This is a genomic window from Vibrio sp. 1CM7H, assembly GCF_023161645.1.
Taxonomy (GTDB): Bacteria; Pseudomonadota; Gammaproteobacteria; order Enterobacterales; family Vibrionaceae; genus Vibrio; species Vibrio diabolicus.
In genome coordinates, this window is sequence record NZ_JALNTV010000001.1 from 803,908 (window position 1) to 824,132 (window position 20,225).

Here is a 20,225-nt window from a genome sequence, read left to right on the forward strand (position 1 = left end):
AAAAAGACGCATAATTGCGTCTTTTTTGATCCAAATCGGAAAAAGTCGTAAATTACTGGTTAAAAGGTAGCAAGTCTATATAGAGCTGTTAAACTATGTCCGACTCTTAATTTGGGTTATAAATTTTCTCATAGCTATTGGGGTAGTTCATGGAACTCGGTCTGATCATCACTTTTATCATTGCAGCAGCAGTAATGGTGAAAAAAGAGATGGCAAAACAGTAAACTTTCATTTTTCATACTTTTCTTTACATTTTTGAAATGAAAGCCATAAAAAAAGCCAGCATTACGCTGGCTTTTGTGTTTTTAAGGTTTAGAACTCGTATTTAACACTAATGTTGTAATTACGCTCAGCTTGCGTTTTATCTCGACTTAACTCAGTCTTACCGCGAACATCGTTCCAAAGATGGTATTCTTCATTCGTCAGATTCATAACACCAGTATGAATGGTTATATCTTTCATTGGTTTGTAGTACGCCGTTAAGTCAACGACTGTCGCAGACGGCAAAGCAACTTGGTCTTTGATTCCGCCTTTATCACCATCAGAGTTGATATCACTGTTCGATTTCTTAGCCGTGTAGTTTACTTTTAGGCTTGTCCCCCAAAGTGCATTTGGTGAATCGTAATTTACCGCTGCCACTGCATTCCATGGGTTGACGCTGTTCAATGGGTTACCATCACCATCTTCACCTTCTGTGTATGCTGCAACAAAACGAGTTGTCACGCCTGATGGAAGACCGGCAATAGCATGCCAATCAAGACGGTTAGAGAGCTCAACCCCTTTAATATTTGCTTCATTAATATTGATATTTGTGAATTCAGTTAAACCACCATTATTTGATGAAGTTTGCTCAATAAAGTCACTGTAATCGCTGTAGTAGAACGCCACTTCAGTTACCGACGCTACAGTGTTATGACGGTAACCAAGCTCATAAGATACACTCTTTTCAGAGCCTAAATTTGGGTTAGGGCGATTAATATAGCCATGAGACGGATTATCGTAGGTGTAATAAAGCTCGTCGAACGATGGCGCTCGAAACCCTTGGCTCACTTGCGCGAAGATCGTGCCAGGTTGCGATATAGAGTAAGTTGCTCCTAAACGACCAGTTAATGCAGAGTCGCTAAACTTCTCGAATGACTCTTCAGAGGTGTTGGAAGGATTAGTAGAGAAGTAATCGTAACGCACACCTGGAGTCAGAATTAGCTTGTCATTAAGAAGTGAAATTTCATCTTGCAAGAATAAACCAAAGCTTTCTTCTTTTGCATCCGGCGTGTAAACGTAAACGGTATCTGGCGTGCCGGGATCGGAATTCAACTCGCGATTAGTATTACTGATGTCACTATGTTTATACGATATTCCGTAAACAATATAGTGATTTTGAATCTCTTTATCTAACTGAGTTTCGAATTCAAATTTGTCTTCAGTATATTCGTAATCTTTTTTCTGTTGGTTGTCACCACTAGGCGGTACGTAAGGTGGGTAACCTGGGCTAGCTTCGATAAAGCGATTAGACACGCCGTTTTCTTCTTTACCAATCCATGTAAGCTTGGACGTTATCGTATCCGAGATAGCTGCATCTGCAAACCAAATGTGCTTGAGCCCAATGCGATTTTGCTTGGTTGTGTCTTCAGCGTTGAAGTTTTTGTAACTTTTATGTGCGATCTCTGAGTCAGTCTCGTTGTAAATAACTTCTCCCAAGAACTCCAAGCGATGAGCGTCATTCAATTGAGATTGAAGTTTTACCAATAGATCGTTTTTGTAATAATCTTGGTTGTCCACAGAATAGTTATCGTAAGGCGCCTTAGAGAAATTTTGTAGCTCTGCACCATCACGTCGTGTAAAGGCAACAAGTGCTTCTGTATTACCGAAACGCTTTGCTAAAGCTACATGCTCACTAAAAGAGTTATCTTCCGATGAATAAGAGAGTTTTGCTTGACCGCCAAAGTCTTTACCATCTTTGATGAAATCCTTCGGATCTTTTGTTTCGAATGCGACAACACCGCCAATTGCATCACTACCATGTAGGCTAGAAGCTGCACCTTTAACAATTTCGACACTCTTTAGCATATCAGGGTCAACAGTAACGGCACTAGAATTGATAAAAGAATATGGTCCACCGCTGAATACACCTGGTTGAGATGCACCGTCTACTAAGATTTTAACTCGTTTACCTTCCATCCCGCGAATGTTAATACTTTGGACGCCTTGGCGTTGAGTGCCATTAACAGTAACACCTGGCGTATACTCGAATAGGTCATTCAAGTCCTTTACCATGTTTTCTTCGATGTCTTTCTCTGATACAACAGCAACAGAAGCAGCAACAGTGTTTATGGTTTGGTTGGTACGGGTGGCCGACACAACGACTTCTTCAAACTTAGAAGCTTCTTCCGCATAAGCAGTATGGGAAAGGGCAACTAAAATGGAGGCTGACAAAATGGTTTTTTTATACATTGACTTCAATACCTTAGATCCATAATAGGTAACAACAAACGGGATATTAATAGATCTAAATAATAATTACTATCATTACCATTGTTATTTGTGGTTTTATCTTGAGTAGAACTCTTAGGTTATGAGCATTTCTAGTCTTTAGTTATCAGTGTGTTATATTGTTTAACGTTAGTTCTTGATAAGATCATCCAAATACAATCAATGTGACAAAAATCACATTAAGAGAGGCCATGTGCAGAGTCCAATTACGTTAGAAGCGCTCCATATTCTGGATGCCATTGACCGAAGAGGGAGTTTTTCAGCTGCTGCGAATGAGTTAGATAGAGCCCCGTCATCACTGAGTTATCAGATCCAGAAACTCGAGCAAGACTTAGACATCATTATCTTCGATCGCTCTGGTCACAAAGCCCATTTTACTGAAGCAGGAAAGCTCATCCTTGAAAGAGGACGAGCCATTTTACAAGCCAGTGAAAAGTTAGTGAATGATGCAACGTTATTGGCGAATGGCTGGGAACTGGATATTACCATTGCCTTTGATGGCATTATTCCTATATCCAATTTCTTCCCTATGGTTGATGCATTGGCTGAAGTAAGCTCAACACGAGTCAGACTGCAAGAAGAGATCTTGGCTGGTAGCTGGGAATCGCTGAATACAGGTAGAGCGGATTTACTGATTTGCCCATCACTGGATACACTTCCTCAAGAAGTCAAATCAGAAAAAATTGGTAAAATGAGCATGTTTTGGGTAGCTGCAGCTGATCACTATGTTCACAAGCGTAGTGGTAAGTTTGATGAGGCGGCGCGAGAAAAGTACCGAATCATTGCCATTGCAGACACTGCACGCGAACAACCCGCGCTCTCAATTAATATCATTCAAAAACAGCCTCGCTTGACCGTCACCAACTTTACGGCAAAAGTAGATGCGCTCACTGCAGGTTTAGGCATTGGTACGTTACCAAGCCAAATTGCACAACCTTTGATTGATAGTGGCGTATTGAAGCGAATCGAAGGTACAGAAGAGCAGCCGATGGATATTATCTTAGCATGGCGCCGAAATACCATGGGTGAGGCGAAATCCTGGTGTATTCAATACTTGAAAAAGAATTGGAAACTAAAGTAACAACGTAACTTTTACTTCTTAGGTTCCCATTGCTTATCGAATCTAAGAAGTAAAGTTATCGCTAATGCTTTATTTTTCAATTTAAAGGAAGCACCATATCTGCCGTACCATCGGCAAACTGAACATCGACTTCAAATCCCAGGTTTTGAGCTAACATCAACATCCCTCTGTTTGTAGGCATGGTCATTCCAGACATTTGCTTTGTGCCTTTAATCTTGCAATAGCTGATAATTTTCTGCATCAGTACTTTACCTAAGCCTTTTCCTTTCAAATCTGAACGAACCAAAATAGCAAACTCAGCATCACTATTATCTGGAGTAATCAATGCGCGGGCTACGCCTATGATAGACGGTCCGTCGGTATTAAACGCTACCGCAACAAACGCCATTTCGCGGTCGTAGTCGATTTGAGTGAAGTTTGCCAAAGCCTCATGGTTGAACTCACCAACCTCAGAAAAGAAACGCTTATAGAGATCTTCTTTCGATACGCTATTAATGAATTGAGCATGCAGCGGCTCATCTTCAGGCAGGATAGGGCGAAGCAGGATAGGTTGGCCATCTCGAAGCGTTACAGTTTCGACAAATTCTGCCGGGAAAGGACGAATCGCCAGACGTTTTTGCGCATCTCCCTCGTATTTACACAGTGTGATGTCCGCATCGAGGATAGTTAAATCGCTTCCCGACACCAATACTGGATGGATATCCAGTCTTTGTATTTCTGGCAACTCAACCGCCATTTGGGAGATACGAACTAAGAATTTCGACAACTCACTGATATCGAGCGCATCTTTGTGTTTCTGCAGGCGAATCTTTCCAGACTTTAGGGCAACAACGACAAGGTAGCGCGCAAGCGTCATGTTCAAAGGAGGAAGTGCAGCGACGGCATCTTGGGCGATATTCCACTCCGAGCCGCCTTGACCAAGCAAGATGACAGGTCCAAAGACCTTATCTACTGCAATACTAATCCGTAGCTCTTCAGCGCTGCCGAGCTTTGCCATACCTTGCACCAGCAGACCGTGTACATTGGCAGAAGGATAACTGAGCTTTACGGTATCTAAAATGGATAGCGCTGCGTTAGAAACTTCTCGACTGTTTCTTAAATTCAGGGCGACACCGTGTACATCCGATTTATGAGGAATGTCTGGAGATCGCAACTTAACCGCAACAGGGTATCCGATATTTTCTGCCATATGAACGGCTTCAATGTCGTCAGATGCAATCCATGTTGGCAGAACATTAAACCCGAACAGCTTAAATAATGGGCTGGTTTGATGCGTATCCAGGGCAACTGTGTTTTTATCCAGTAGTCGCTCATTTACCCATTCTTTTGCAGAACTCACACTTCCAGAGTGCAATGGCTCAGCTGTCGTTGGCGTTTCCATTAATTGCTTCTGGTTTCGACGATACTCAACCAAGTGCATGTATGCAACGACCGCACTTTCCGGCGTTCGATAGGTTGGAATGCCAGCTTGAGTAAATGCCAGTCGTGCCTCTCTCGACGTTTGTTCTCCTGACCAGTTGGTCAAGATATTAAAATGCTTATGCCGAGGGTGAGCATTGATAGCCTCAATAACAGCTTGAGCAGTTTCAAGAGGGTCGGAAACCGCAGAAGGACTATGCATAATCAAGATTGCATCTGCACAGTCGTTATTCATCAGTGCGTTAATGGTATCAATGTAGCGTTTTTTTGTTGCGTCACCAGACAGATCAATCGGATTTCGAGCGCGCCAGTTGGACGGGAGTACAGTTTGTAATTGCGCAATAGAGGCGTCATCAAGTGTTGCGAGCTGGCCACCACGTTCAATCAAAGTATCAACGGACATAACAGCAGGGCCGCCGCCATTGGTGATGATCGCTAAACGCTCCCCACGAAGTGGCACAGAATGCGTGAGTGTTTCTACCGCAGCGAATAACTCATGCGTATTGCTGACTCGTAACATACCAGTTCGACGGATGGCAGAATCGTAAATTACATCAAGCGTATCACCATCTTGCTCTTCGAAAGTATTCATCTCTTTAGAGCGGCCCGCTTTTAATACCAATATACGGCGGTTACGTGAAGCAGCTCGCGCAGCAGACATAAATCGCCGAGCATCTTGGATGTTATCCACATAAAGCAGAATAGCTTCCGTATTCCCATCCATACTTAAGTAATCAAGCAAATCTGCAAAATCGATATCCTGTCCGCGTCCAATCGAAATGAACGAAGAAAAGCCAATATTCTTATCATTTGCCCAGTCTAACACTGTGGTACAAACCGCCGCAGATTGTGAGATGAACGCAATTTTTCCGGGCTTAGCCGCAACAGGAGAAAACGTGCAGTTAAAATTGTGCCAAGGCAAGATAATACCCAAGCTGTTTGGTCCTAAAACTCGAATATTCAATGATGAAATATTTAAAGGCTGAGCGTCATCAGAGATCACAATCGCAAACGGCGTGCCTCTCTCCTCTAACTCTTTAAGCAGTTGCTCATTGCGTGAAACGTTCGTACATAAAATCGCAATATCTGGAGTATAGGGTAGGGAAGCCACATCCGGGTAGGCTATAACTCCGGATACCGCTTTGTATCGCGGCGTTACTGGCATAATCGCGCCACCAAATCCACTTTGTAGAAGGTTACGCATAACGACATGCCCTGCTCGCAATGCTTTTTGAGATGCACCAATAACGGCCACAGAGTTGGGTTTAAAGAGTTTATGTAGTTTATTCATGCTGACTCCTAGCCGTTTGCAAGTAACGTTTGCCTATCGGTTTCATATCAATCATAAACGAATAATTTATTGATAAAACGCCTTCAGACCAGACATTGCATAAAATGTGGGCGATGCTTATGGAGTTTGTGTTATTCATCACATCAAAATCACAGATTATTGTATTTGATGCTTGATAAACGGCCCTGCTATCGGCATGATTTATCGTAATATTTATCCAGAGCATTTGTTACTTCATGAAAAAAATCGCAATCATCGGCTTGTCAGTCCTGCTTTCTGCTTGTGCATCTGAAACTTACATCACAGACGTAACTTCTGAAAGTTATCGAGAGGACTACAAATCAGATCGTATCTCTAAGCCAATTATGGCGTCTGAAAACGCTGTAGTAGAAAAAGACGTACAACCAACTGTTGTGAAAATGACGGCAAAGCCTGAAGAGAAGAAAGTAGTCAAGCTAACGCCAAAAGAGCAGGCGAAGCCAGTTAAGATCGTACCACCGAGTAAAAAGCAAGCAGGTATTCAACGATTCGGCTATACCATTCAAGTCGCGGCTGTGGGTAGCCAAGCGAAAGTCGATCAGTTTGCAAATAAGCTGCCACAGAACGGTCAGCCAATTTGGGAAAACTACAAAGTCGTCAACGGTACTAAGTGGTTCTCAGTTTTATACGGAGACTACGCAACAAGCGCGGAAGCCAAGCAAGCGATTTCGACTTTGCCTGCTCAATTTCAGCAGTTAAGACCATTTGTTAAAAGCATTGACGCCATTAAAAACTCAGCTTACCCAACGCTTAACAAATTAAACTAACACATCAAATAAGGGAGCGAATAGCTCCCTTATTTATTTGTTCAAATCCTACTCGAACAAAATTCCTCACACTAAAATTACTGTACGTCACACTTCAAAGGTTTATCATAATAAATAGTATCTTTTGTAGGTCACGGAAAGATTGATTCATGATTAAAAATATTCTTCTACTATGCGGCGGCGGCTCTTCTGAGCACGAGATTTCATTATTGTCTGCAAACTTTGTCGAACAACAATTAAATCTTATTGAAGACGTTCACGTTACACGCGTAGAAATTAAAAACGAAGGTTGGATGACCAACCAAGGTGAGTTGGTTTACTTGGATCTCAATACCAAGCAGTTGTGCTCAAGTGAATCTAATCAAACCATCGATTTCATTGTGCCTTGTATACATGGTTTTCCAGGCGAGACAGGTGATATTCAATCTCTGTTTGAAATCGCAGGCATTCCTTACCTGGGTTGCGGGCCAGAAGCAAGTAGCAATAGCTTCAATAAAATCACATCTAAGCTTTGGTACGACGCTATCGGCATTCCCAATACGCCATACTTATTCTTAACGCGCAACGATGAAGAAGCTCATACTCAAGCTCATAAAGCATTTGAAAAATGGGGAAAAGTCTTTGTCAAAGCCGCTCGTCAAGGGTCATCCGTTGGATGTTACAGCGTCACAGAAAAAGATAAACTTTCCAATGCAGTAAATGATGCGTTTGGGTTTTCTGACCAAGTGTTGGTTGAAAAATCAGTAAAACCACGAGAGCTTGAAGTTGCTGCATATGAGATGAATGGCCAGCTGCACATAACGAAGCCAGGCGAGGTTATTGCACCTGACGGTGCTTTTTACTCGTACGATGAAAAGTACAGCAGTTCAAGTCACTCGCTCACCGAAGTTGAAGCGAAGAATCTAACCCAAGCACAATTAGATGCAATTCAGCACGCATCTGAAAGGGTATTTAAGCAAATGAATCTTCGCCATTTGTCTCGTATCGACTTTTTCTTAACGGAAGATGATGAGATTTACTTAAACGAAGTAAACACATTCCCAGGTATGACTCCTATCTCGATGTTCCCTAAAATGCTTCAAAATAACGGGCACAAATTCCATGAGTTCTTGGAAGATTGTATAAACAGTGCAAAGTGATTAACGTTATCGAGGCGCGTTTTATGATAGAAATTGTTTTCTAGAGCAAGGTTTATTCAAGCCGTATTTGAATATTGCTCAGTAGCAATTATGATTATATCAACGCATTAAACAGATGACTCAGTGGTATGGCGATTTCAAACTATAGAGGTTTTAACCTGCAGTCAGGCGGACCAGATGGCAGTATTTGGAAGGTTAAAATCAAGAACCACGTCTTACAAGGCAGTTTGACGGCGGTAAAGAAAAGCATTGATTGGTGGTGCGATACCGCATCAATTATTGATCCCAAAGAGTTTGCTGCGCTTGGACAAAGAGCGCAGCAAGTTGGTGGTGCAAAATCAGAAGTCTTTAACGGTTATACTATTCAAAATGATACAGGTCAGCCCAACTCTTGGTACTGTATGTTTAATGGTAAACTGATTAAGGGTAGTAAAACTGCTATTCAACGTCATATCGAAGCTTATTTAGTTGCAAAGCAAAAAGCGATGCAAGCACAACAACAAAAGAAACAATAGAATGACTCTGGTATATTCAACAGAAACCGGTCGAATTAAGCCGGAAGAAGAAAAAATATCTCGCCCCAAAGGCGACGGTATTGTACGAATTCAGCGCCAAACGAAAGGACGTAAAGGTAAAGGTGTATGCATCGTTACAGGTTTAGACTTGGATGATGCACCTTTAAAATTATTGGCTGCAGAACTCAAAAAAGTCTGCGGCTGTGGTGGCTCGGTAAAAGATGGCAATATCGAAATTCAAGGTGATGCTAGAGACAAGATCAAAGCGCATCTTGAAAAGAAAGGCATGACAGTCAAATTAGCCGGTGGTTAATTTACATTCAGGAAAACTCAGAATGGCGTCTAAAAATAGACGCCATTCTGAGTTTTAGTAAGTAATACGCTAATTGAAGAACAAGCAATCGCAGATTGATAGATCGATATTAGCTATTTTATGGTAAATAGCCATTATGTTTAATGGTTATGATAGAGACCTTAAATTTCAAATCCACAGGGGAATAGGAGTAGGAATGCTCATTGGCAACATTTGGCGTACGAGCATATCTCATTTAACATAATATACATAATGCGCACTAAGGGTAAGGTTTGTAATGGTCGATAACCAAATCCCAAAGGAAGTAATAAATAACGCTAGCAAAAAACCAAAGCGGTAAATGCCAAAATGAAAACTCATAAGAGCCTAGCCAAGCAAAAATCGAATCAATCATAAATAAGTCCTGTGTGAACGTGCCAAAGATTGGCTGTGTACATATTCCGCTTCCTCGAAGCGATTTTCGCAAGCTCAATATCACTTCTTGCGGCGAGCGGTCTAACTAGAGGTTGCCCATCTGAATAGCATTATTGTTCCCCAAATGCAGAAGCCCCAGAACAACGTCCAAAGAATGTTTATCAGCATTGCTATATCTGAACAGGAACGTTTTGCTGAAGAATGTCGGTTGGCTTTTCGCGTTGGCCGCAAGTGAAGATCCTTTCTGAATCCTCCCAAGCTACCCGATAGACACAATCCGAAAGAACCTCGAACTGGTAGCCAATATCAACCAAATCTGTATGGTCGAAACTAAAAAGCTTATCCGTACCATCGTAAACATCGATGTATATCTTGTAGAAAGTCAGGTCACGATTTAGCTCTCCCATTGATTTCAAGTTAGTGGTAAGCGCGATTTGCTTAGCGTAACCAGTGATAAAAAAGTCATAACCATCTAAAGGACCAAAACCGGAACTGTTCTTTTTCTTGGGTGAAGTCTCCGTTCCTTGAGCTGTTGGCGTGCCAGCTGGAATTTCGACGTTAACATTTTGCTGCTTTACTGGTTCCGGTGTTTTTTCGGGTTCAGGCCACCACGCCATGATGTTGATAGGCAAACCAACACCCAAGAGCAAAGCGGTACCGATAACGGGCCATCGCTTCCAAAAAGGTCTAATATCTTTCGCTTGCGCTTCTTGAACATGCTTATTGGACTGAGAATGGCTTTTGTAAAAAGGAAAATACTCAGACTTGTAAGATCGTATCGAAGTATTAACCACCTCACCATTGCAACCATCTTGAACCTTTTTGGTGTATGAGTTGCTGGAGCCCATTGCAGTATTTTTAGTACAACGGTAAGTGACTTCAATCATGTCTTTGATATCACGATGCACCTTACGTATATTCTGAGTAAGCAAGATGATATCGACACCATAGTGACGGTGTATCGAAAACCACTCAAGAATCGCAGCCGGAAGCCCACGAGATGGTAAGCTCATATGAGCCTCATCAACAATGTACAAAGGCCCCTGTCCTTTCTCGTTTCGCCACTCATCCGAGTAATCTTCAATCTGACTAAAAGGCCGACTTGTAGAGCCAAAATCCGTCAATCGACCATCAACTATCTTTATTAGGTCGCGCGCATCCTCGCCGAATATCTTTACGAACCAATCAACATTAAGCGTAATGTTGGTGATAACTTTACGACCTTCCTTGATAGCCGGAATGATGTGATAGGCCACGGCCTCGTAAGTCTTACCGCCCCCTGGTCTACCTGCTATTGCATAAATCATGAGCCTAACCTCGTAAACGGAATAAGTTGAAGCATTAAGCGAACAGTGATTGCTGCAAGGATGATAGAAAGACACTGAGGCAAACCAACCGCAGCCATAACCCAAGACACTGTTGGAGGGATTGAAGTCATATACTGACTCATATCGACAGGCGCAAAGAGCGCGAACACGCCAGAAAGCAGCATGTTAACCATCTCCATGACCTGCTCGACAGCCCAGAAAAATAAGTCCTTGAGCATGTTAAAAAGCGACACTAAGAGCTGATATAAAAAGACCAAAAGCTTATTAAATAAATCGACTAACCAATCCATATTAACCCCCGAAGATAATGCGACGTGCTGCGAAGATGGACGACATAATCAGAACTGCACGAACAAAACCGAAAACCCAATCAAAACTGATGTGCTCTTCAAAACTGAAGTCACCAAAGAACGGGACTGGAAGAACGAAAGAAGGACGCTGAGCATTAGATAAATCTATGTTGCCGAATGAATTAACAAAGTCGTCAATCACATTGGTTTTTAGATCATTAAGTTGACCAGATACCAAACCGCCTAACCCATCAGGATAAGCAGATTCATAAAAGCCCGTACAATTGCCAGCCTCGATACAAGTACCACCCGTACCAGCGCCGGACGTGTCAGTGTTGGCAATACCATCTAAAGTATCTGAAATACCAGCAACATCCTCAGCAATACCATCCATTGCACCCGCAATTTGTTCAACGTCATTACCAACGCCGTTAATCGCATTGGTATTTTTATTTACCGCTGTTGTTATGTCAGCGTTGGCCTGTTGAATCAGAGATTTTGTTTTACGATAGATTTCATTGTCGTTAGCTTGCTGCTTTTGAATGGCCTGCGTATTAGTAACAACAGAACCATTAAGCGCGATGATTTGATTCTGAACGTCAGCACTTGCCTGATTAATATCGATGTTCATCTCATTGAGCGCCTTGTTTACATCCTTATTCATTCCCGTTATTGCGCTAACTACTGCCGTATCTGTCGATTCATCTGTTGGAGGGTCTTCAACATCTGGTTCATCTGTTGGAGGGTCAGGAACGACAACATCATTGTCTGAATCTGGTAAAACGCTAGGGTCTTCGATGTCGCCGCCTGTTGGGTCGTCTGGGTCATGGGTTGGGTCTGTATCTGGTTTTTCATCTGAATCTGGGTCTTTGAAGTTGGTGCATAAAGGGTCGGAACAAAAGGAAGGACCGTTTGGAACGTCGCAAGCAGGGCCAATGACCGTGTAACTGGCATAACACCAACCAGACTCACCGCACCAAGAGCTAGAGCCGTCAATTGAAGCACCGCAACCGCCGCCTTTTGAAGAGCAAAGATAACTGGCGGGAGATGAATTACCCCATATAGATGAATCCCAAGCGACAGAGTCATGTTCGCCCTCAACATCTGAACAATCACCGCCATTACATTCAGATTCCCATGACTCAGTTTCATTGCTACAGGAATAGGAAAATTGCCTGCCTTGAGATTCACATTGAGTACGAGCTGAATTAATGGCATCAAGAGTTGATTGGCGTGAACAGTACGGAGGATTAGGCTCTTCACACCTGCCAGTATCGGGATTTAAAAGTTGTCCGGAAGGACAAGAACTAACTGGCGTAACGTAGACAGGTATAAAGTTTTTGTTGCCACCAAACCCATAAACAGGACCGTTATTATAAGCAACCTCATCAACCGTGTATGATTTTCCATCAACAGTAGATTTAAAGGAAACGCCCAAGCATGCTCGTAAAGTAAAAACTTGACCGACACTAAGGCCACAGTATTCAGCTGGATAAGAAAACGTACCCTTAAGCTTTTCGACCTTATAGAATTTATCAAGATCATAGTCATAATAAGCCGAAGCACTAAACGAAACACTCAAAAGTATCACCAGTGCCGCAATGCTTTGTTTAATACTCATGTATAAACCTCATTAAAAAAGGGGACCGAAGCCCCCTATCCTCTAAAGTTTTGAGAGGCCACAAATCCAGCCATGCCACCCAAAAGCACAAAGACGATGAGAATGACATCGTGAAGAATGGCCAACATAAACTTAAGCCTTATTCACAGCACGCTTAGCAAGAGTGATGGATTTAAGAGCCATAGCGATACCAACAATTAGCAAGCCAGCCGCACCGATTTTGGTCGCAACGCCAGCAAGGTCGATTGCACTGAATGGGTCAGCACCTGCCTCACTTGCGAAAGCAGCACCAGAGAAAGCAGCCACAGCAACAGTAGCAGCACCACGTTTTGCGAATTTCTTCGCTTGATTGATGTATTTCATAAGTACCTCAGAGAAGTTTGATTAAACGTAAAGCCATCTTGATGGCATAGGTAGAAATGAAGCCCCCAAAGAACACCAAGGAAAAACCAAGGCCGAACATTTGAGTGGCTTCAGGGCCAGTAACCTGAGTGAAATCCATCAGCGAACCGTATTCTTGAGCCGTAACCATGACGTAACCACTACAAGAAGCAGCATCAACCTCAGGAACGACAGCAATAAAACCGTCAGCGTTTGGAAGTGCGCACACAGGCATAATTAAAAACCTTACTTAGCTTTTTCAGAGACAGGACTGTCGAACAGGCTGCGAATGACTTTGAAGTCACAAACCAAGTTGCGGCGAGGGTCTTCAGGGTCAGGTTCGTACTCAAACTCAACAAGAGCCGGACACATCGTTGTTTCGAATTTAGCGAGAAGAGCATCGTTTGGTGCAAATGGAACCTCAACAGATTCAATACCAAACGCAATTTGAGAGCCGTTTTCGTTTTCCCAAGGCTTCAGCGCCTTACCAGCAAACAAACGACCAATTTCATATTTTTTACCAGATTGCTTACCAACGCCTTTTGAGTAAGTACCACCTGTTAGAACGTAACGAACAGCCATGCTAATTCTCCATTATCTCTTTGATTATGTGTTTGTATGTATCAGGCAAGTTGAGCAAGTCGCCCTGCGTATCCTCAGAGATAAGCAAACCGAAAACTTTCTCCAAGTCACCATCCAAGTACTTAGCAATATCCGCTAACGTGCGGCCAACTTGACGACGAGCCCAACGAATGCGCCCGTGCATATCGAGCGCAACTTGTTTCTTTTTTGTAACCACCTTTACTGGAGAGCTAGATACGATAGATGCGCTATACGCACAAATTCCGGCGAAGTAACCGCTGATATTGAGAAGCACATCGATTGGCATCTCCTTCAGCTCACACTCACTTCTAAACCAAAACATATCGAGCCCAAGCTGAGCAGCCTTGTTATAAATACGCCAGTAAATACGAGATTTGCGGTTGCCAACCTCGAACGATTCATTGATAACCTTGCCGGAAGGTTCAGCGAAATAACGCTCACCTGCACTAGGGCCGCAACCCCTATCAGATGTGCGAAACGCATTATCGGCATAGGCTTTTTTTGCATACTCACGACCGAACAAGCCGTGGAAGTCATCGACTGCAAGGTCGATTCGAGATAGACGGTTACAGTCGAGAAGCTCTAACCACCAATGCAAACGGAATGCACTTGTGTGCTCAAAAACGTGTTTGCACCCTAGCCCCTCAATTTGGAAATAACAGGTTCCACGGTTGCCACCCAAAGCAACAAATCCAACGTGCTTATTAGAGTGTTTGGTCATCAAGTGACATGAATCCTCGTAACCGTATAACCCCTTACCACGCCAAGGCGACATTCGAAGGCCAAGAACGTGCAAGCAAAAAACCTCCAAACGTTCCATCATTGCAACGTTCCATTGCTGTTTGTATCGCTCGATTAACTTTTCTTTTTGCTGAGGAGTTTTAGCCATGCGGTAATTTGGCTTAGGGATTGGAGCCCAGATAGCAGAAGAAAGATCTGACTTGTGAGCGTGACGCAAAGATGAGTAAGGGATTGTCCAAGACAGGTAATCAACAAAAACAAAAGGACTCGCATCAGTATCGATTTCCAATTCTTCAGGGGTGAATACTTGTTTTTTCATGTTCTCTGAAAACCTGTCAAGAGTAAATTTATTGCATATCTTGGGTAAATATTTTTACCTTGTCAAGATACTGTATGAAAAAACACTCCTTATAATGAGAAAAAACATGGACTCAATAAGGGGTTTAACATGCTAAATGAGAACATTAAGAGACTCCGAGAGGAAAAAGGAGTCACTCAGCTTGAAATGGCTAAATCTGTCGGAGCATCGGCAAAAACCGTTATGAACTGGGAATCAGGCAAGACTGAGCCAAAAGCATCAGAGCTAGTTTTAATAGCTAAAAGACTTGGGGTATCAGTTAATGAAGTACTTGGAAGAGAACAGAATCCGCACGAAAGACTGATAGAGAAAATTAGTTCAGCGATTGGAGATTTCAACGACGCGGAGATCGAATCACTGTCGATAATGGTCGAAGGTTTGTATTTGAGGAATCAAAGCAACAGAGCTAGAAATAATTTCTCCTCAGATAAGACTCGCTAAAGCTCAAACACTGGCGCGCTACGCTTGCGAATACACGGAGAACACTGATGGTTCAGTGGAATTTACCCCCGTAATACTAGACGGGGGTTTGGCTCCGCTTTTAGGTCCCTCCCGCAAAGCGGGCCCCTCCCAAAATGCTCGCTAACCGACGAAGTTATGACGATAAAAAAGATCATATTATCGATGGCCTTAATGAGCTCAAGTTCATTGGCAGACCCGACAATGAGCGAAATCATTGGTCGTGAAGAAGATCCAAACCAGCCGATTGAAGAAGTCTATGGCAAGGAACGCATAGACAGAATCAGAAACGGCGATGATACATGCATGTATGAATACAAAACCGATGAAGATGGAAATATCAAAAGTATACGACTTGAGGGAAAACCTATTCACTGCAAAGATCTTATAACGTTTTTCATCATGCAAAACAAAGACAAACTAAAATGACATACTCAGCGTTTGGTATGTCATTTCATTAGTGCAGCATTATGTGTGTTATGTTACGGGCTCTCACTTCAAAGCGATTCTCTTTCCTGGCATGTACGGCAAGCCGACAATGAGCAAGTCTCTCGCCCACCCTTTGCGCGTTCTAGGCCAAAGGCGAACCACTCAACATAACACTCACCCATAATGCGCACTAAGGGTAAGGTTTGTAATGGTCGATAACCAAATCCCAAAGGAAGTAATAAATAACGCTAGCAAAAAACCAAAGCGGTAAATGCCAAAATGAAAACTCATAAGAGCCTAGCCAAGCAAAAATCGAATCAATCATAAATAAGTCCTGTGTGAACGTGCCAAAGATTGGCTGTGTACATATTCCGCTTCCTCGAAGCGATTTTCGCAAGCTCAATATCACTTCTTGCGGCGAGCGGTCTAACTAGAGGTTGCCCATCTGAATAGCATTATTGTTCCCCAAATGCAGAAGCCCCAGAACAACGTCCAAAGAATGTTTATCAGCATTGCTATATCTGAACAGGAACGTTTTGCTGAAGAATGTCGGTTGGCTTTTCGCGTTGGCCGCAAGTGAAGATCCTTTCTGAATCCTCCCAAGCTACCCGATAGACACAATCCGAAAGAACCTCGAACTGGTAGCCAATATCAACCAAATCTGTATGGTCGAAACTAAAAAGCTTATCCGTACCATCGTAAACATCGATGTATATCTTGTAGAAAGTCAGGTCACGATTTAGCTCTCCCATTGATTTCAAGTTAGTGGTAAGCGCGATTTGCTTAGCGTAACCAGTGATAAAAAAGTCATAACCATCTAAAGGACCAAAACCGGAACTGTTCTTTTTCTTGGGTGAAGTCTCCGTTCCTTGAGCTGTTGGCGTGCCAGCTGGAATTTCGACGTTAACATTTTGCTGCTTTACTGGTTCCGGTGTTTTTTCGGGTTCAGGCCACCACGCCATGATGTTGATAGGCAAACCAACACCCAAGAGCAAAGCGGTACCGATAACGGGCCATCGCTTCCAAAAAGGTCTAATATCTTTCGCTTGCGCTTCTTGAACATGCTTATTGGACTGAGAATGGCTTTTGTAAAAAGGAAAATACTCAGACTTGTAAGATCGTATCGAAGTATTAACCACCTCACCATTGCAACCATCTTGAACCTTTTTGGTGTATGAGTTGCTGGAGCCCATTGCAGTATTTTTAGTACAACGGTAAGTGACTTCAATCATGTCTTTGATATCACGATGCACCTTACGTATATTCTGAGTAAGCAAGATGATATCGACACCATAGTGACGGTGTATCGAAAACCACTCAAGAATCGCAGCCGGAAGCCCACGAGATGGTAAGCTCATATGAGCCTCATCAACAATGTACAAAGGCCCCTGTCCTTTCTCGTTTCGCCACTCATCCGAGTAATCTTCAATCTGACTAAAAGGCCGACTTGTAGAGCCAAAATCCGTCAATCGACCATCAACTATCTTTATTAGGTCGCGCGCATCCTCGCCGAATATCTTTACGAACCAATCAACATTAAGCGTAATGTTGGTGATAACTTTACGACCTTCCTTGATAGCCGGAATGATGTGATAGGCCACGGCCTCGTAAGTCTTACCGCCCCCTGGTCTACCTGCTATTGCATAAATCATGAGCCTAACCTCGTAAACGGAATAAGTTGAAGCATTAAGCGAACAGTGATTGCTGCAAGGATGATAGAAAGACACTGAGGCAAACCAACCGCAGCCATAACCCAAGACACTGTTGGAGGGATTGAAGTCATATACTGACTCATATCGACAGGCGCAAAGAGCGCGAACACGCCAGAAAGCAGCATGTTAACCATCTCCATGACCTGCTCGACAGCCCAGAAAAATAAGTCCTTGAGCATGTTAAAAAGCGACACTAAGAGCTGATATAAAAAGACCAAAAGCTTATTAAATAAATCGACTAACCAATCCATATTAACCCCCGAAGATAATGCGACGTGCTGCGAAGATGGACGACATAATCAGAACTGCACGAACAAAACCGAAAACCCAATCAAAACTGATGTGCTCTTCAAAACTGAAGTCACCAAAGAACGGGACTGGAAGAACGAAAGAAGGACGCTGAGCATTAGATAAATCTATGTTGCCGAATGAATTAACAAAGTCGTCAATCACATTGGTTTTTAGATCATTAAGTTGACCAGATACCAAACCGCCTAACCCATCAGGATAAGCAGATTCATAAAAGCCCGTACAATTGCCAGCCTCGATACAAGTACCACCCGTACCAGCGCCGGACGTGTCAGTGTTGGCAATACCATCTAAAGTATCTGAAATACCAGCAACATCCTCAGCAATACCATCCATTGCACCCGCAATTTGTTCAACGTCATTACCAACGCCGTTAATCGCATTGGTATTTTTATTTACCGCTGTTGTTATGTCAGCGTTGGCCTGTTGAATCAGAGATTTTGTTTTACGATAGATTTCATTGTCGTTAGCTTGCTGCTTTTGAATGGCCTGCGTATTAGTAACAACAGAACCATTAAGCGCGATGATTTGATTCTGAACGTCAGCACTTGCCTGATTAATATCGATGTTCATCTCATTGAGCGCCTTGTTTACATCCTTATTCATTCCCGTTATTGCGCTAACTACTGCCGTATCTGTCGATTCATCTGTTGGAGGGTCTTCAACATCTGGTTCATCTGTTGGAGGGTCAGGAACGACAACATCATTGTCTGAATCTGGTAAAACGCTAGGGTCTTCGATGTCGCCGCCTGTTGGGTCGTCTGGGTCATGGGTTGGGTCTGTATCTGGTTTTTCATCTGAATCTGGGTCTTTGAAGTTGGTGCATAAAGGGTCGGAACAAAAGGAAGGACCGTTTGGAACGTCGCAAGCAGGGCCAATGACCGTGTAACTGGCATAACACCAACCAGACTCACCGCACCAAGAGCTAGAGCCGTCAATTGAAGCACCGCAACCGCCGCCTTTTGAAGAGCAAAGATAACTGGCGGGAGATGAATTACCCCATATAGATGAATCCCAAGCGACAGAGTCATGTTCGCCCTCAACATCTGAACAATCACCGCCATTACATTCAGATTCCCATGACTCAGTTTCATTGCTACAGGAATAGGAAAATTGCCTGCCTTGAGATTCACATTGAGTACGAGCTGAATTAATGGCATCAAGAGTTGATTGGCGTGAACAGTACGGAGGATTAGGCTCTTCACACCTGCCAGTATCGGGATTTAAAAGTTGTCCGGAAGGACAAGAACTAACTGGCGTAACGTAGACAGGTATAAAGTTTTTGTTGCCACCAAACCCATAAACAGGACCGTTATTATAAGCAACCTCATCAACCGTGTATGATTTTCCATCAACAGTAGATTTAAAGGAAACGCCCAAGCATGCTCGTAAAGTAAAAACTTGACCGACACTAAGGCCACAGTATTCAGCTGGATAAGAAAACGTACCCTTAAGCTTTTCGACCTTATAGAATTTATCAAGATCATAGTCATAATAAGCCGAAGCACTAAACGAAACACTCAAAAGTATCACCAGTGCCGCAATGCTTTGTTTAATACTCATGTATAAACCTCATTAAAAAAGGGGACCGAAGCCCCCTATCCTCTAAAGTTTTGAGAGGCCACAAATCCAGCCATGCCACCCAAAAGCACAAAGACGATGAGAATGACATCGTGAAGAATGGCCAACATAAACTTAAGCCTTATTCACAGCACGCTTAGCAAGAGTGATGGATTTAAGAGCCATAGCGATACCAACAATTAGCAAGCCAGCCGCACCGATTTTGGTCGCAACGCCAGCAAGGTCGATTGCACTGAATGGGTCAGCACCTGCCTCACTTGCGAAAGCAGCACCAGAGAAAGCAGCCACAGCAACAGTAGCAGCACCACGTTTTGCGAATTTCTTCGCTTGATTGATGTATTTCATAAGTACCTCAGAGAAGTTTGATTAAACGTAAAGCCATCTTGATGGCATAGGTAGAAATGAAGCCCCCAAAGAACACCAAGGAAAAACCAAGGCCGAACATTTGAGTGGCTTCAGGGCCAGTAACCTGAGTGAAATCCATCAGCGAACCGTATTCTTGAGCCGTAACCATGACGTAACCACTACAAGAAGCAGCATCAACCTCAGGAACGACAGCAATAAAACCGTCAGCGTTTGGAAGTGCGCACACAGGCATAATTAAAAACCTTACTTAGCTTTTTCAGAGACAGGACTGTCGAACAGGCTGCGAATGACTTTGAAGTCACAAACCAAGTTGCGGCGAGGGTCTTCAGGGTCAGGTTCGTACTCAAACTCAACAAGAGCCGGACACATCGTTGTTTCGAATTTAGCGAGAAGAGCATCGTTTGGTGCAAATGGAACCTCAACAGATTCAATACCAAACGCAATTTGAGAGCCGTTTTCGTTTTCCCAAGGCTTCAGCGCCTTACCAGCAAACAAACGACCAATTTCATATTTTTTACCAGATTGCTTACCAACGCCTTTTGAGTAAGTACCACCTGTTAGAACGTAACGAACAGCCAT

24 protein-coding genes are annotated in these 20,225 nt (G+C 43.1%); 7 read left to right on the top strand and 17 right to left on the bottom strand.

Annotated elements, in window-relative coordinates; genetic code table 11:
• Nucleotides 1–312: 312 nt before the first annotated feature.
• A complete protein-coding gene (locus tag MSG33_RS03430; protein ID WP_248379871.1) occupies nt 313–2,451 on the bottom strand; it encodes a TonB-dependent hemoglobin/transferrin/lactoferrin family receptor in 2,139 nt (712 codons plus the stop codon).
• A gap of 232 nt (nt 2,452–2,683) precedes the next feature.
• Here MSG33_RS03430 and MSG33_RS03435 point away from each other — a divergent pair, with 232 nt between their 5' ends.
• The gene (locus MSG33_RS03435; RefSeq protein WP_248379872.1) at nt 2,684–3,571 is read left to right on the top strand and encodes a LysR family transcriptional regulator; all 888 of its coding nucleotides are present in this window, start codon (nt 2,684–2,686) and stop codon (nt 3,569–3,571) included.
• Between the two features lie 76 nt (nt 3,572–3,647).
• Here MSG33_RS03435 and MSG33_RS03440 read toward each other — a convergent pair whose 3' ends face one another.
• Entirely contained in the window at nt 3,648–6,281 is a 2,634-nt protein-coding gene (locus MSG33_RS03440) for a bifunctional acetate--CoA ligase family protein/GNAT family N-acetyltransferase (protein WP_248379873.1), read from the bottom strand.
• A 236-nt stretch (nt 6,282–6,517) separates the two neighbouring features.
• Here MSG33_RS03440 and MSG33_RS03445 point away from each other — a divergent pair, with 236 nt between their 5' ends.
• The 4 genes from MSG33_RS03445 (at nt 6,518) to yciH (ending at nt 9,054) form a co-directional block, all read left to right on the top strand.
• Nucleotides 6,518–7,087 (top strand): SPOR domain-containing protein, encoded by a 570-nt coding sequence (locus tag MSG33_RS03445; protein ID WP_005390018.1) that lies wholly within the window; start codon nt 6,518–6,520, stop codon nt 7,085–7,087.
• A 149-nt stretch (nt 7,088–7,236) separates the two neighbouring features.
• Nucleotides 7,237–8,226 (top strand): D-alanine--D-alanine ligase, encoded by a 990-nt coding sequence (locus tag MSG33_RS03450; RefSeq protein ID WP_012842287.1) that lies wholly within the window; start codon nt 7,237–7,239, stop codon nt 8,224–8,226.
• A gap of 128 nt (nt 8,227–8,354) precedes the next feature.
• Entirely contained in the window at nt 8,355–8,741 is a 387-nt protein-coding gene (locus MSG33_RS03455; RefSeq protein ID WP_005395460.1) for a DUF3319 domain-containing protein, read from the top strand.
• Between the two features lies 1 nt (nt 8,742).
• Nucleotides 8,743–9,054, top strand: coding sequence for a stress response translation initiation inhibitor YciH (yciH, locus tag MSG33_RS03460; RefSeq protein ID WP_248379874.1), 312 nt, complete (start codon nt 8,743–8,745; stop codon nt 9,052–9,054).
• A gap of 259 nt (nt 9,055–9,313) precedes the next feature.
• On the opposite strand, the gene MSG33_RS23515 is transcribed toward yciH, so the two are convergent.
• From MSG33_RS23515 to MSG33_RS03495, 8 genes are all read right to left on the bottom strand, one after another.
• Entirely contained in the window at nt 9,314–9,448 is a 135-nt protein-coding gene (locus MSG33_RS23515; RefSeq protein ID WP_258458589.1) for a hypothetical protein, read from the bottom strand.
• 190 nt (nt 9,449–9,638) lie between these two features.
• On the bottom strand, nt 9,639–10,775 hold the full coding sequence (locus MSG33_RS03465; RefSeq protein WP_248379875.1) for a zonular occludens toxin domain-containing protein: 1,137 nt from the start codon (nt 10,773–10,775) through the stop codon (nt 9,639–9,641).
• The gene (locus MSG33_RS03470) at nt 10,772–11,086 is read right to left on the bottom strand and encodes a DUF2523 family protein (RefSeq protein ID WP_033905310.1); all 315 of its coding nucleotides are present in this window, start codon (nt 11,084–11,086) and stop codon (nt 10,772–10,774) included. The genes MSG33_RS03465 and MSG33_RS03470 overlap by 4 nt, the downstream gene beginning before the upstream one ends.
• A gap of 1 nt (nt 11,087) precedes the next feature.
• The gene (locus MSG33_RS03475; protein WP_248379876.1) at nt 11,088–12,707 is read right to left on the bottom strand and encodes a methyl-accepting chemotaxis protein; all 1,620 of its coding nucleotides are present in this window, start codon (nt 12,705–12,707) and stop codon (nt 11,088–11,090) included.
• A gap of 132 nt (nt 12,708–12,839) precedes the next feature.
• Nucleotides 12,840–13,070 (bottom strand): phage coat protein, encoded by a 231-nt coding sequence (locus tag MSG33_RS03480; RefSeq protein ID WP_169573061.1) that lies wholly within the window; start codon nt 13,068–13,070, stop codon nt 12,840–12,842.
• A 7-nt stretch (nt 13,071–13,077) separates the two neighbouring features.
• Nucleotides 13,078–13,323: a hypothetical protein gene (locus tag MSG33_RS03485; protein ID WP_017636224.1), complete on the bottom strand. Its 246-nt coding sequence runs from the start codon at nt 13,321–13,323 to the stop codon at nt 13,078–13,080.
• An 11-nt stretch (nt 13,324–13,334) separates the two neighbouring features.
• Nucleotides 13,335–13,670, bottom strand: coding sequence for a hypothetical protein (locus MSG33_RS03490; protein ID WP_033905312.1), 336 nt, complete (start codon nt 13,668–13,670; stop codon nt 13,335–13,337).
• 1 nt (nt 13,671) lies between these two features.
• Nucleotides 13,672–14,751, bottom strand: coding sequence for a replication initiation factor domain-containing protein (locus MSG33_RS03495; RefSeq protein ID WP_248379883.1), 1,080 nt, complete (start codon nt 14,749–14,751; stop codon nt 13,672–13,674).
• Between the two features lie 129 nt (nt 14,752–14,880).
• Between MSG33_RS03495 and MSG33_RS03500 the strand changes: the two genes are divergently transcribed.
• Both MSG33_RS03500 and MSG33_RS03505 read left to right on the top strand, forming a co-directional pair.
• On the top strand, nt 14,881–15,231 hold the full coding sequence (locus MSG33_RS03500) for a helix-turn-helix transcriptional regulator (RefSeq protein ID WP_017636227.1): 351 nt from the start codon (nt 14,881–14,883) through the stop codon (nt 15,229–15,231).
• A 192-nt stretch (nt 15,232–15,423) separates the two neighbouring features.
• A complete protein-coding gene (locus tag MSG33_RS03505; RefSeq protein ID WP_248379887.1) occupies nt 15,424–15,678 on the top strand; it encodes a hypothetical protein in 255 nt (84 codons plus the stop codon).
• 190 nt (nt 15,679–15,868) lie between these two features.
• Here the strand turns inward: MSG33_RS03505 and MSG33_RS23520 are convergent, their stop codons facing one another.
• The 7 genes from MSG33_RS23520 to MSG33_RS03535 form a co-directional block, all read right to left on the bottom strand.
• Nucleotides 15,869–16,003, bottom strand: coding sequence for a hypothetical protein (locus MSG33_RS23520; RefSeq protein WP_258458589.1), 135 nt, complete (start codon nt 16,001–16,003; stop codon nt 15,869–15,871).
• A gap of 190 nt (nt 16,004–16,193) precedes the next feature.
• Nucleotides 16,194–17,330 (bottom strand): zonular occludens toxin domain-containing protein, encoded by a 1,137-nt coding sequence (locus MSG33_RS03510; protein WP_248379875.1) that lies wholly within the window; start codon nt 17,328–17,330, stop codon nt 16,194–16,196.
• On the bottom strand, nt 17,327–17,641 hold the full coding sequence (locus tag MSG33_RS03515; RefSeq protein ID WP_033905310.1) for a DUF2523 family protein: 315 nt from the start codon (nt 17,639–17,641) through the stop codon (nt 17,327–17,329). The genes MSG33_RS03510 and MSG33_RS03515 overlap by 4 nt, the downstream gene beginning before the upstream one ends.
• A gap of 1 nt (nt 17,642) precedes the next feature.
• Nucleotides 17,643–19,262 carry a methyl-accepting chemotaxis protein gene (locus MSG33_RS03520; protein ID WP_248379876.1) on the bottom strand — a complete coding sequence of 540 codons (1,620 nt, stop codon included), beginning with the start codon at nt 19,260–19,262 and terminating at the stop codon, nt 17,643–17,645.
• A gap of 132 nt (nt 19,263–19,394) precedes the next feature.
• On the bottom strand, nt 19,395–19,625 hold the full coding sequence (locus MSG33_RS03525; protein ID WP_169573061.1) for a phage coat protein: 231 nt from the start codon (nt 19,623–19,625) through the stop codon (nt 19,395–19,397).
• A 7-nt stretch (nt 19,626–19,632) separates the two neighbouring features.
• Nucleotides 19,633–19,878, bottom strand: a complete 246-nt coding sequence (locus MSG33_RS03530) for a hypothetical protein (RefSeq protein WP_017636224.1) — start codon at nt 19,876–19,878, stop codon at nt 19,633–19,635.
• Nucleotides 19,879–19,889: 11 nt separating this feature from the next.
• On the bottom strand, nt 19,890–20,225 hold the full coding sequence (locus MSG33_RS03535) for a hypothetical protein (RefSeq protein ID WP_033905312.1): 336 nt from the start codon (nt 20,223–20,225) through the stop codon (nt 19,890–19,892).

Coding starts and splice junctions, on each gene's coding strand:
- MSG33_RS03530 (WP_017636224.1), bottom strand. CDS start 19,878: ATGCCTGTGTGCGCACTTCCAAACGCTGACGGTTTTATTGCTGTCGTT.
- MSG33_RS03535 (WP_033905312.1), bottom strand. CDS start 20,225: ATGGCTGTTCGTTACGTTCTAACAGGTGGTACTTACTCAAAAGGCGTT.
- MSG33_RS23520 (WP_258458589.1), bottom strand. CDS start 16,003: ATGATTGATTCGATTTTTGCTTGGCTAGGCTCTTATGAGTTTTCATTT.
- MSG33_RS03465 (WP_248379875.1), bottom strand. CDS start 10,775: ATGATTTATGCAATAGCAGGTAGACCAGGGGGCGGTAAGACTTACGAG.
- MSG33_RS03455 (WP_005395460.1), top strand. CDS start 8,355: ATGGCGATTTCAAACTATAGAGGTTTTAACCTGCAGTCAGGCGGACCA.
- MSG33_RS03430 (WP_248379871.1), bottom strand. CDS start 2,451: ATGTATAAAAAAACCATTTTGTCAGCCTCCATTTTAGTTGCCCTTTCC.
- MSG33_RS03500 (WP_017636227.1), top strand. CDS start 14,881: ATGCTAAATGAGAACATTAAGAGACTCCGAGAGGAAAAAGGAGTCACT.
- MSG33_RS23515 (WP_258458589.1), bottom strand. CDS start 9,448: ATGATTGATTCGATTTTTGCTTGGCTAGGCTCTTATGAGTTTTCATTT.
- MSG33_RS03490 (WP_033905312.1), bottom strand. CDS start 13,670: ATGGCTGTTCGTTACGTTCTAACAGGTGGTACTTACTCAAAAGGCGTT.
- MSG33_RS03520 (WP_248379876.1), bottom strand. CDS start 19,262: ATGAGTATTAAACAAAGCATTGCGGCACTGGTGATACTTTTGAGTGTT.
- yciH (WP_248379874.1), top strand. CDS start 8,743: ATGACTCTGGTATATTCAACAGAAACCGGTCGAATTAAGCCGGAAGAA.
- MSG33_RS03525 (WP_169573061.1), bottom strand. CDS start 19,625: ATGAAATACATCAATCAAGCGAAGAAATTCGCAAAACGTGGTGCTGCT.
- MSG33_RS03515 (WP_033905310.1), bottom strand. CDS start 17,641: ATGGATTGGTTAGTCGATTTATTTAATAAGCTTTTGGTCTTTTTATAT.
- MSG33_RS03495 (WP_248379883.1), bottom strand. CDS start 14,751: ATGAAAAAACAAGTATTCACCCCTGAAGAATTGGAAATCGATACTGAT.
- MSG33_RS03470 (WP_033905310.1), bottom strand. CDS start 11,086: ATGGATTGGTTAGTCGATTTATTTAATAAGCTTTTGGTCTTTTTATAT.
- MSG33_RS03485 (WP_017636224.1), bottom strand. CDS start 13,323: ATGCCTGTGTGCGCACTTCCAAACGCTGACGGTTTTATTGCTGTCGTT.
- MSG33_RS03505 (WP_248379887.1), top strand. CDS start 15,424: ATGAGCTCAAGTTCATTGGCAGACCCGACAATGAGCGAAATCATTGGT.
- MSG33_RS03445 (WP_005390018.1), top strand. CDS start 6,518: ATGAAAAAAATCGCAATCATCGGCTTGTCAGTCCTGCTTTCTGCTTGT.
- MSG33_RS03510 (WP_248379875.1), bottom strand. CDS start 17,330: ATGATTTATGCAATAGCAGGTAGACCAGGGGGCGGTAAGACTTACGAG.
- MSG33_RS03480 (WP_169573061.1), bottom strand. CDS start 13,070: ATGAAATACATCAATCAAGCGAAGAAATTCGCAAAACGTGGTGCTGCT.
- MSG33_RS03475 (WP_248379876.1), bottom strand. CDS start 12,707: ATGAGTATTAAACAAAGCATTGCGGCACTGGTGATACTTTTGAGTGTT.
- MSG33_RS03440 (WP_248379873.1), bottom strand. CDS start 6,281: ATGAATAAACTACATAAACTCTTTAAACCCAACTCTGTGGCCGTTATT.
- MSG33_RS03450 (WP_012842287.1), top strand. CDS start 7,237: ATGATTAAAAATATTCTTCTACTATGCGGCGGCGGCTCTTCTGAGCAC.